The sequence below is a fragment of the Sphingomonas sp. P4_G2 genome (genome assembly GCF_056401155.1).
Genome location: NZ_JBFUJY010000001.1, coordinates 1,030,205 through 1,040,975 on the forward strand (window position 1 = coordinate 1,030,205; position 10,771 = coordinate 1,040,975).

Sequence of the window (10,771 nt, forward strand, 5' to 3'; positions counted from 1 at the left end):
CGTTTAATCCGGCACGCTTGAAGGCGAGGGCGGATGTGATGGCAAGAACCTGCGGTCTATCGATGCTAAGCGTCATCGCGTTGCTGGTCGCCGGCACCGCGCCGGGATGGGCCGCTCGCGCCCCGTCCGCATTCGCATCGGCGCCGATCGATCCGAGAGCGGTCGCCGTGGCTGGACAAGGGGACGGTGTCGCCGACGACAGCGCCGCAATCCAGGCGGCGATCGATGCCGCGGAGGCCAAGGGCGGGGGCGGCCTCGTCTTTCTTCCCGCGGGCCGCTACCGCATCACACGCACGATTTATGTTTGGCCCGGCGTGCGGATATTCGGCGTCGGCCGCGCGCGGCCAACCATCGTGCTGGCACCCAGTACACCCGGTTTCCAGCAAGGGATCGGCAGCATGGTGCTGTTTGCCGGCAATCGCCCCGGCGCCGCGCGGCCGGGCCTTTACGGCCCGATCGAGCGGGGGCCGGTGCCGGTGCCGCCGCCGACTAGCGTGCCGTTTGATCCCCAGGTCGCCGACGCCAATCCGGGCACCTTCTATTCGGCATTGTCGAATGTCGATTTCGAGATTGGCGAGGGCAATCCCGCAGCGACCGCGGTTCGCTTCCATGCCGCGCAGCATGCGTATCTGAGCCATATCGATTTTCGTCTGGGTTCGGCGCTCGCCGGCATCTACCAGGCCGGCAATCTGGGGATGGACTTAACCTTTCATGGCGGGCGCTATGGCATTCTGACCGAGAAGCCGTCGCCGGCCTGGCAATATACGTTGCTCGATTCGACCTTTGACGGGCAGCGCGACGCCGCGATCCGCGAACATGAGGCGTCGCTGACTCTCGTCAACGTCGCCATACGCAACGTGCCAGTGGGGATCGAGATCGATCGTGGCTATGGCGACCAATTGTGGGGCAGCGATGTGCGCTTCGAGAATGTCGCCCGCGCGGGCGTCGTCATCAGCAACGAAGCCAGCGCCTTCACCCAGATCGGATTCGAGAATGCGACCGCGAGCGGCACGCCGGTGTTCGCACGTTTTCGCGATAGCGGGCGGACCGTCGCAGGTCCTGCCGCGCGCTATCGCGTGGTGGCATTCTCGCACGGGCTGACGCTTGCCGGTCTCGGGCAGACGGGACGAGTCGAGACGCGGCTCGACGCCGCGCCATTGTCGGCTCTGCCGAGCCGGCCGAAGCCCGCTATCCGTGCGCTCCCGCCGGTCGCGGCCTGGAGCAACGTTCGTGATTTCGGTGCGAAAGGCGACGACGCGACCGACGACACCGCCGCGATCCAGCGTGCGATCGACGCGAAGCGCATCGTCTATTTTCCGACCGGTTTCTATCGCATCAGCGAGACGTTACGACTACGTCCCGACAGCGTGCTGATCGGCCTGCACCCCAGCCTTACGCAGATCGTGCTGACCGATGACAGTCCCGGCTATCGTGGGGTCGGCAGTCCCAAGGCACTGGTTGAGAGCGCGAAGGGAGGTGATGCGATCATCTCCGGGCTCGGGCTGTTCACCGGCGGCGTCAATCCGCGCGCGACGGCATTGCTATGGCGAGCAGGCGAGGAGTCGCTAGTCGACGATGTCAAGTTCCAGGGAGGCCACGGCACCAACCTCGCCGATGGCAGCCGGTTCAATCCCTATAACGCCAACCAGACCGCCGACGCCGATCCGAAGAAAAAGTGGGACGGGCAATATGCCAGCCTGTGGGTGACCGATGGCGGCGGCGGCACCTTCAACGGATTGTGGACGCCAGACACTTATGCCCAGGCTGGGCTGTACGTGTCGGATACGACGACCCCCGGTCGCGTCTATGAGATGTCGGCCGAGCACCATCGCCGCGCGGAGATCGTGCTCGATCGCGTCGCGAACTGGCGGTTCTTCGCGCCCCAGACCGAGGAGGAAGCGAATGAGAGCCGCGACGCCGTCGCGCTGGAGGTGCGCAACTCACGCAACATCCTGTTCGCCAATTTTCACGGCTATCGCGTCACCCGCTCGCTCCAACCCGCGGCGGAGGCGGTACGATTGTACCAGTCGACCGACATCCGCTTCCGCAACCTGCACGTCAACGCGGAGAGCGGTTTCGCGACCTGCGATGCGAACGGCTGCGGGACGTATCTTCGCGCGAGCAAATTCTCGTTCGAAAACGCGATCCGCGACGTCACGCGCGGCCTCGATGTGCGCGAGCGCGAGTTCGCGGTGCTGGACGTGACCGACGCAACGGCCGCGCCTTCGACCCCATCGATCGCGGCCGCGACCCTGCTCGCGGACGGTTTCTATTCGCTCGGCGGCGGCGCGGTAGACGCATCGGGCAAGCTCTATTTCGTCGACCGCGTCTTCCAGCGCATCCATGGCTGGTCCGACAAAGAGGGGTTGTCGGTCGTCACCGACGCACCGCTCGATGCGGTCAACCTCGCGGTTGACCGCTCCGGGAACCTGCTGGTGCTTTCATCCGCCGGACCCGAAGCGACCGTCTTCAGCATCGATCCCGCGCGCCCTCAGGCGGTTCGTGTCATCGCGCCGACGCCCGTCGCCGGCCGCCAGGATAGCCGGGTCGTTCTGCCTGGCAGCTTCTGGGTCAATGGCGAGTTCCGCGACCAATATGACCCGGCGAGCGACCGCTTCGTCACGCTTGCCGAGATGTTCGCGCGCGATGTGGCAGTGGCTAAACCGCGCGAATATGTCTCGCCCGACCACAGCCTTGTGCTGCCTGCCTATCGCGTATGGCAGCAGGGGCCGGTGTGGCGCTTTTCCGATACGCTCGACACCTATGGCTTCGTGACGGGCAAGGTCGGCGCACCGCTATACCTCGCCAATGCGTCGGAGGACCGCACCTATTCGGGCAGGCTCGGCGCGGGCGGAAGCATCACCGACCTCAAACCGTTCGCCGCGCGCGGCGGGGAAAGCGTCGCAGTCGGGGCGGATGGGCGCGTCTTTGTCGCCAATGGACAAGTGTTCGTCTACGCCGCCAATGGCGCGGAGATCGGCAGGATCGACGTGCCCGCGCGCCCGCTGCAATTGCTGTTCGGTGGAGCGGATGGACGGACCTTGTTCATCCTGACCCACCACGCGCTCTACGCCGCGCATCCCTGATCCTTGATCCCCGTTTCCGCCCGCTCTGCGACTTTGGTCGTAGATGATCGGCGCGCCGCCTTTCTGTAGGTAGCGCTAACTGAGATCGTTGCCCCGTCCCTCGGCCGGCGCGCTGCGACATAGGAAGGGGAGAAGAATATGGTCATAGTCAGCAGCTGCAGCGACTCGGCGTCGACCGCCCGCCGCGGAACGTTCGCCAGCCTGATCGCGCTGGCGGCCGCGCTGGCCGCGGTCCCCGGCGCGGCCCATGCGCAGGACAGTGCCGCCGCGGCGCCCGATCAACCCGCCAAATCGCAACCGGCTCCCGACGCTCCGGCCGCCCCCTCTTCCGGTCCGGGCGATATCATCGTCACCGGCTCGCGCATCACCACCAACGGCTTCAATGCGCCGACCCCGACGACCGTGATCGGCGAGGATCAGATCCTCAAGAACGCACAGCCAAACATCTTCAACACCATCGCCCAATTGCCGTCACTGCAAGGATCGACGGGCGCGGCGACCGGCACGTTCAGCACGTCGAGCGGGCAGCAGGGGTTGAGCTCTTTCTCGCTCCGCGGGCTCGGCGCGATTCGCACGCTGACCCTGTTGGACGGGCAGCGCGTCGGCGGCGCCAACGTCACCGGCGTCCCCGATATCAGCCTGTTTCCGCAACTGCTCATCAAGCGGGTCGACGTCGTGACCGGCGGCGCGTCGGCGTCCTACGGCTCGGACGCGGTCGGCGGCGTCGTCAACTTCATCACCGACACGCGGTTCGTCGGTTTCAAGGCGAACGTGCAGGGCGGCATCACCAATTATGGCGACGACAAGCAGGGCCTCGTCCAGGCGGCCTACGGAACGAAGTTGCTCGACGATCGCCTGCACCTGATCGTCAGCGGCGAATATGATCACGAAGATGGTGTCGGGGCGGGCGATTTCGGAACCGATCTCGCCGGCAGCCGCGACTGGTATCGCGCCAGCACCTTGGTCAATACCGGGCAGACCAACAACGGCCTGCCGCAATATCTCTATCGCGATTATGCCCAGCCTTACCAATATGCCCTGTATGGCCTGATCAACAACGGCCCGTTGCAGGGGATCGCGTTCGATCGGAACGGTGCGCCGTTCAACTTCAACTACGGGTCGGGCGGCCAGCCTACTGGCACCGGCGCCGTCACCGGCTGTTATCCCGGCAACAGTTTCTGCGTCGGCGGCGATTTGTCGGGAGCGCCTGGTAGCGGAGCGTCGCTGAAATCGTCGCTCGAGCGCATCAACGGCTTCGGCCGGATCGGCTACGACTTCGCCCCCGACAACGAGATTTACGCGACCGTCGACGTGGGTGTGGTGAAGACCAGCAACCAGCCGAGCCCCGGATATGGCCGCCCGAGCTTGACCGTTCAATGCGCCAACCCGTTCGTGCCGCAATTGGTGAAGGATCGCTGCGCCACCGCCGGGATTACGCAGTTCAGCTTCGGGACCAGCAACGGATCCTTCCCGGATCCCAAAGTCTATACCGACCGGCGCCAGTACCGCTTCGTCGGCGGGGCCAAGGGGAAATTCGATGTCCTCGGATCCAGCTGGTCCTACGATAGCTATTACCAGCATTCCATTACCATTTCGAACATCAAGGTTCACGACATCGTTCTGCAGAATCGCTACGCCGCCGCGGCCAACGCGATCACGCTCAACGGTGCGATTGTCTGCGCGGATCCAGCGGCGCGCTCGCTCGGTTGCCAGCCGATCAACGTGTTCGGCGGCGCGGCGCCGTCCTCGGCGGCACTCGCTTATGTCACGCCGGTCAACGGACCGTTTCAGCACACCAGGCTGACTCAGGATGTGGTCAGCGTGAACTTCTCCGGTGAGCCGCTCAAATTATGGGCGGGTCCGCTGTCGGTCGCCTTCGGTGGAGAATATCGTCGCGAATTCTATCGCGTGAACGCCGATCCCTATGGCGCCGGCGTTTCCAGCATCAGCCCGAACAGTCCCGCTTATCCGGCCGATCCGCTGCTCAATTCGCAGCTAGGCAGCAGCTGGGCGGCCGGCAACTATAAGAACGGCCACGGCAAATACGACGTCTACGAAGGATTTCTCGAACTCGATCTGCCGCTGTTCGACAGCAAGGCGATCGGCCGGGCCAATCTCAACGCCTCAGGCCGCGGAACGCATTACAGCACGTCGGGTACCGTCTGGGCGTGGAAGATCGGCGGCACCTGGACCACCCCGCTCGACGGCATCCGGCTGCGCGCGGTGACCTCGCGCGACGTGCGCGCGCCCAATTTGTCGGAACTGTTCGCGGCGCCGACGATCACGACCTTGCCGAATTTCACCGATCCGTTTCGCAACGTAGCGGTACAGGCTTTCCAGAACACGGTCGGCAACCCCAATCTCAAGCCAGAAATCGCCCGCAACACCGAACTCGGCATCGTGCTGTCGCGCCCGTCCTGGCTACCCGGGCTCAGCCTGTCGTTCGACTATTACAATATCAACCTGAAAGGCGTGGTCTCTACCCTGACGCCGCAGCAGATCGTCAATTTCTGCTTCTCCGGCAACCAGGCTTTCTGTGGCGGGTTCGTCCTCAACAGCCCCGTGCAGGGCGGCAATTTCATCAATGTTCAGCCGTTCAACCTCGCGTCATGGAAAACCAGTGGTTTCGATATCGAGGCGAGCTACCAATGGAAGCAGCCACTAGGCCTGCCGGGCAACTTCACGGTTCGGGCATTGGGCACGCACGTCACCAAGTTCCTGGTCGATGCGGGTATTGCCGGCGTGGCCGTGGTCGATCAGGCCGGCGCCAACTCGGGTAATACGCCCTATTGGAAATGGCTGGCTGTCCAGAGCTATTCAAATGATGCGTTCAGCCTCGACGTGCAGGAGCGCTGGTTCTCCGACGGCGTGTTTGGCCACCAGTACGTCGTCTGCACGACGGGGTGTCCCGTCTCCACCGCGAACAACCCCACGATCGACTACAACAAGATGAAGGGCGCGTTCTATATCGATATCGGTGGCTCGGTGAACATCGGCAAGAAGGCGACCCTGTATTTCAAGGTCGACAATGTGTTCGACCACGACCCTGCGCCGTCGCCGCAGACCAATACCGGACTCGACGTGAATCCGGCGCTCTACGACACGCTCGGCCGCATCTATCGGGTCGGGGTGCGGGCGCGCTTCTAATAGGGCGGGTGAGGGGCTCCGCCAATCTCCGTCTGGTCCCGGGGGGGGGGGGGGCGGAAGATCGGTGGCCGGCAACCTGCGATCACCGATCTTGTGCCTCTGCAGAAAATGATCGTGGCAGCGGAGGCGGATTATGCGTGCCCTATTACGCGCCTCGCGCTCCGCTTGCTGGCGCTCATCTGGGCGGACATGCTGAGCGCAGGTCTGCCCAAACCAGAAGGACTCGCCCTGCGCCCGGCAAATCCGACCGGGTTGCACTGCCGGCGGTTCAGGCCTGTGCCGGTGAACCGTGACTTCCGGTTCCCGGTCCGGCGGCGCGGAGCATATTCGATATAGCACGAACAGGAGCGGCGTTCCGGCCTAAGGTCGCGTTGCCGCCGACGTTTGATCCGGGAGTGGCCGACGGGACGAGCTATCCGTGCAGGATGGGCTTGTCGCCGAACGGACGATTGATAATCGCCAGCACTTCGGTTGCGACGAACACACGGTTACGGGCGTAGCCGGTCTTCTCCTGAAGGCGCCCACTTGCTCGAGTTGTTCGATCGCGGTGAGTGCCGCCGGGATCGAGACGTGCCGCGAGCCTTTTGGCAGTCACCACCGGGTAGCTGGCAAGTAGCTCAAGTGCGCGCAAGGCTGCCGAATGCTGACGAAAGCGGCGGCGCGCCCGCCATGCCTGGGCGAGTGACCGAAGAGCGTCGCGTGTGACCATTAGTTCGTCGACCGACCCGGTGATCGCGTCGGCCAGAAAAGCGACGGCCGCAGCTCAGTCCAGTTGCTGCTGCGCGGCTTTGAGTGATGCATAATATTCGGATTTATGCGCTTCAATATATTGCGAGAGGTAGAGCGGGAGTGCCTCGAGCTGGTCGGCGAGGGGATACACCTCGGCCGAGATCGAAGGGCTGCTGGGTATATCGAACGCCGGTCAAACTGCCGCCGGAAATGAGCGGTTCCGATCATCCTGACCGCTTGCTCAAGCTCGACGAGGTCAAACGCCGGGTCGAGCTTGGGAAGTCGATGATTTATCGCCGCATTCAGGAAGGGAAGTTCCCGTCGCCTTACAAGGTTTCTCCCTTCGCGTCGCGATGGAGCGACCGCGAGATCGTCGCGTGGATCGACGACGAGAAGGACGGATTCGAGGGCAAGAAGTGCAAGGTCTAGCGGATCAGGAATCGCGGGCCGAGGGGAGAAGGCATGACTACCGGGCGACGAAGTGGGTCCAGGGCTATGTGCCCAGCAATCTCTTTTTGAACTGCGCCTTGATCAGCCTGTCTTCGAGAATTCGCCCAGCGAGATAGAGAAAGGCGAAGATCGCCGCAAAGACATAGGCGGGCGTCGGCGAGGGTTTCTTGTTCTTGCCTTCGGCCTTGTCCGCGCCATCCTTTTTAGGCTTTTCGGGTGCGGGTGCGCCCAGGGCTTTGTCGATCGGGTTCATCGGCAGCACCTGCGCGTCTTTTTTTGCGGACTTTGCGGCGTCGGTTGAGGGTTTCTGGTGCTTGACCACGACGATGGTAAACTGGGCGATGCCCAGAAATAGCAGCGGCGCCAGAAAGCAGAACAGCAACGCCCGGCTGGTCAGATGATAGCGCAGCACGGCGCCGGCCGCGCCTCGTTCAATCCGCAGGACGCCACCATCGAAAACGGACATCTTGTCCTGGGCTGCCTGGTCCTTCTTGCGGAACGTCAGCGTGTCGCTGGTCCGTTCGTGGCTGGTCCCGGTCTGGCGGAACAGGGAATCGAGCCTGTCAAAGGCTTGATTGCCCGATTGCCCGGGAGCGAGCGCCAGGCTGCCCCTGATGTGCCAGATCCAGTCGATGAAACGCAGGTTCACGTGATGATCTCCATCGGGGAGAGCTTTTCCATACCGTCTCGGAGCAAGGCTCAACCCGGGCCGCTCATGGCGGCTCGGGCGTGACGAACGGGTAGCGGGAGGTTGTGCGGGCGGAGCAATGTCATCACTCGGCGGGCACCACGGCCGCCGGCCGGCCGAATCGTTCCTTGAGCGTCTTCCAGCCCTCGGTGAAGGGATGGGTCATCTGCTCGCGGATCGACATGCGGCGGCCGCCTTCCATCCCGAGCAGTTCCGCTTCGCCGTCCACGCACGTGCCGAACATGCGGTCGATGAAGATGTAGACACCGGAATAATTGCTGCGGGTGGCTTCGAAGTCCTGCGAATGGTGCAGGCTGTGATGTTCGGTGGTGTTGAACAGGAAGCGCCACCAACGCGGCGTGTTGAAGCGAACATTGATGTGCTGATAGGTCCCGACCGCCAGGCCGATGGCCCCGGCGAGGAGAGCGGCCCGCGGCAGGAAATCGAAGAATCCGCCGATCCCAAGGCCGATCAGGAACAGCTCGACGGGGTTGCCGACCGCGCCCTTGTTGATGTTCAACTGGGTGATGTAGTGATGCACCGAATGGGGCAGCCAGAGCGGGTACCAATTATGCATCCCGCGATGCATCCAATATTGTCCGAAATCGAAGATGAATGAGATCAGGAAGGCCTGCACCAGCAGCGGCAGTCCCGTGAACCACTTGAGTTTGTCCCAGTTGAAAGAATGCTGGACGGCTTCGATCATGGCGCCGTCGCCGATGTAGCTGTCGACAATGCGGAGCAGCGTATAGCCGAGCGAGACATAGAACAGGTCGGTGACCAGTTCCTTCCAGGTGAGGCGCCAGCTCTCGTAGCGCGGGTTCACCCATTCCAGCCCCAGCAGCAGCGCCTTGAAGCCGATGCCGATGCCGACGGCGGTTGATGCCTTGGCGATGGAATTCGGTGCGTAATACCAGAACGCGATCAGCGCGAAGAGCATCGTGGGCTGGAACCAGGTGAAGATGAACTGCTTCACCGGGCCGCCTTCCACCCTGGGGATGTTCTCCCAGCCCACGGTTACCGGCGCCTGTGCTCCGATCACCCTTTTGCCGACGCGAATTCCGTCCATCTTGTCCCCGCGATCCCGAGTGTCGACTCTGGATATCCGGAACCCCGCTGCGGCGGCATACGTCATCGGACGTATACGCTCGTCTCCGTCGATGGCTGGCTCGGCAGCTGTGCCGATGAGATGCCGAGTTTGGCGAACAATGCGGCATCGCGATCGTCGCCGGCGTTGCCGGTGGTGAGCAGCTTCTCGCCGGTGAAGATCGAATTGGCACCCGCAAGGAAGCACAGGGCCTGCGCCGCCTCGCTCATGCTCTCGCGTCCCGCCGACAGCCGCACCATGCTGCCCGGCATGGTGATCCGCGCGACCGCCACGGTGCGGACGAACTCGATGTCGTCGATCCTGGCGAGGGGCGTGTCCGCCAGCATGTCGCCGAGCACCGTGCCCTTGACCGGCACCAGTGCATTGATCGGCACGCTCTCGGGATGGACCGGCAGGCTGGCGAGCGCATGGATGAAGCCGACGCGGTCGGCGCGCGTCTCGCCCATCCCGACGATCCCGCCGCAGCACACGTTGATCCCCGCGCCGCGGACATTCTCGAGCGTCTCGATCCGGTCCTCGAAGCTGCGCGTTGAGATGACGTTGGCGTAATTCTCCGGCGAGGTGTCGATATTGTGGTTGTAATAATCAAGCCCTGCCTCCCCCAGCGCCTTCGCCTGATCCGGCGTCAGCATGCCGAGCGTCATGCAGGTTTCCATCCCCATCTCGCGCACGCCCTTCACCATCTCTGCGAGCGCGGGGATGTCCTTGTCCTTCGGATTGCGCCACGCCGCGCCCATGCAGAAGCGCGACGAGCCATTGTCCTTGGCCTGCGCGGCGGCCTGGAGCACGGCGCGGACGTCCATCAGCTTAGTCGCCTTGAGCCCGGTCTCATGGCTCGATGACTGCGAGCAATAGCCGCAATCCTCCGGGCAGCCGCCGGTCTTGATCGAGAGGAGCGTCGACAGCTGCACCTCGTTCGCCGCGTGATGCGCGCGATGCACCTCGGCGGCGCGGAACACGAGGTCGGTGAAGGGGAGATCGAACAACGCGGCGATCTCGTCGCGGGTGAACGTCTTCTCCCCTCCCGCTTGCGGGAGGGGCTGGGGGAGGACCTGTTGGTTAGTAGAGGACCACACGCCCTCCCCTAGCCCCTCCCGCAAGCGGGAGGGGGACTCTGTGGTCGTATCGTTCATGTCCTTCTCTCGCTCCCGGGCGGCAGTCATCGAGATGCGCTCATTCCTGCGGTGCGATCGTCAGCCTGATGCCGCTCAGTGCCGCCGACGCCGGGATCTGGCAGGACAAGCGCGAACCGGCCGAGCGATGCGCCGAGCTTTCCAGCAAATCATCTTCGTCCTGCGACATCGCGGGCAGCATCGCGGCGAAGGCCAGATCGACATGAACGTGGCAGCTCGCGCAGGAGCAGCAGCCACCGCAGAACGCCGGAATGTCATCGATCCCGGACGAGCGGATGATCTCCATCAGCGAATTGCCGATCGCACCCTCGATCAGGCGGGTCTCGCCCACCAGGTCCAGGACATGCAGTTGGATCGTCGTTCCCAGGGCGGCTTCGGTCATGCTCGTTTCACTCCGTGCATAGGGCGCGCGCTTCGGCCGGGAGCGCCA

General features: G+C 63.7%; 8 protein-coding genes. 3 read left to right on the plus strand and 5 right to left on the minus strand.

The genetic code is table 11. The features are described 5' to 3' along the window. Positions 1 to 38: 38 nt before the first annotated feature. Both AC1DRD_RS04785 and AC1DRD_RS04790 read left to right on the plus strand, forming a co-directional pair. The gene (locus AC1DRD_RS04785; protein WP_478040500.1) at positions 39 to 3,086 is read left to right on the plus strand and encodes a glycosyl hydrolase family 28-related protein; all 3,048 of its coding nucleotides are present in this window, start codon (positions 39 to 41) and stop codon (positions 3,084 to 3,086) included. 138 nt (positions 3,087 to 3,224) lie between these two features. Beyond that, positions 3,225 to 6,233: a TonB-dependent receptor plug domain-containing protein gene (locus AC1DRD_RS04790; protein ID WP_478040501.1), complete on the plus strand. Its 3,009-nt coding sequence runs from the start codon at positions 3,225 to 3,227 to the stop codon at positions 6,231 to 6,233. A 412-nt stretch (positions 6,234 to 6,645) separates the two neighbouring features. Here AC1DRD_RS04790 and AC1DRD_RS04795 read toward each other — a convergent pair whose 3' ends face one another. Continuing rightward, entirely contained in the window at positions 6,646 to 6,942 is a 297-nt protein-coding gene (locus AC1DRD_RS04795) for a hypothetical protein (RefSeq protein ID WP_478040502.1), read from the minus strand. Positions 6,943 to 7,172: 230 nt separating this feature from the next. On the opposite strand from AC1DRD_RS04795, the gene AC1DRD_RS04800 reads away from it, so the two are divergent. Next, positions 7,173 to 7,391: a helix-turn-helix transcriptional regulator gene (locus tag AC1DRD_RS04800; RefSeq protein WP_478040503.1), complete on the plus strand. Its 219-nt coding sequence runs from the start codon at positions 7,173 to 7,175 to the stop codon at positions 7,389 to 7,391. A 64-nt stretch (positions 7,392 to 7,455) separates the two neighbouring features. Here AC1DRD_RS04800 and AC1DRD_RS04805 read toward each other — a convergent pair whose 3' ends face one another. The 4 genes from AC1DRD_RS04805 to AC1DRD_RS04820 all read right to left on the minus strand — a co-directional run bounded on the left by AC1DRD_RS04805 (position 7,456) and on the right by AC1DRD_RS04820 (position 10,723). After that, entirely contained in the window at positions 7,456 to 8,061 is a 606-nt protein-coding gene (locus AC1DRD_RS04805) for a hypothetical protein (protein ID WP_478040504.1), read from the minus strand. Positions 8,062 to 8,185: 124 nt separating this feature from the next. Then, a complete protein-coding gene (locus AC1DRD_RS04810) occupies positions 8,186 to 9,169 on the minus strand; it encodes a sterol desaturase family protein (protein ID WP_478040505.1) in 984 nt (327 codons plus the stop codon). A 62-nt stretch (positions 9,170 to 9,231) separates the two neighbouring features. Next, positions 9,232 to 10,203: a biotin synthase BioB gene (bioB, locus tag AC1DRD_RS04815; RefSeq protein ID WP_478040613.1), complete on the minus strand. Its 972-nt coding sequence runs from the start codon at positions 10,201 to 10,203 to the stop codon at positions 9,232 to 9,234. 178 nt (positions 10,204 to 10,381) lie between these two features. Beyond that, positions 10,382 to 10,723, minus strand: a complete 342-nt coding sequence (locus AC1DRD_RS04820; protein ID WP_478040506.1) for a 2Fe-2S iron-sulfur cluster-binding protein — start codon at positions 10,721 to 10,723, stop codon at positions 10,382 to 10,384. Positions 10,724 to 10,771 lie beyond the last annotated feature (48 nt).

Bases quoted from the DNA above. Each gene is read 5' to 3' on its own strand.
- AC1DRD_RS04785 (WP_478040500.1), top strand. From the start codon at position 39: ATGGCAAGAACCTGCGGTCTATCGATGCTAAGCGTCATCGCGTTGCTG.
- AC1DRD_RS04810 (WP_478040505.1), bottom strand. From the start codon at position 9,169: ATGGACGGAATTCGCGTCGGCAAAAGGGTGATCGGAGCACAGGCGCCG.
- AC1DRD_RS04790 (WP_478040501.1), top strand. From the start codon at position 3,225: ATGGTCATAGTCAGCAGCTGCAGCGACTCGGCGTCGACCGCCCGCCGC.
- AC1DRD_RS04795 (WP_478040502.1), bottom strand. From the start codon at position 6,942: ATGGTCACACGCGACGCTCTTCGGTCACTCGCCCAGGCATGGCGGGCG.
- AC1DRD_RS04820 (WP_478040506.1), bottom strand. From the start codon at position 10,723: ATGACCGAAGCCGCCCTGGGAACGACGATCCAACTGCATGTCCTGGAC.
- AC1DRD_RS04800 (WP_478040503.1), top strand. From the start codon at position 7,173: ATGAGCGGTTCCGATCATCCTGACCGCTTGCTCAAGCTCGACGAGGTC.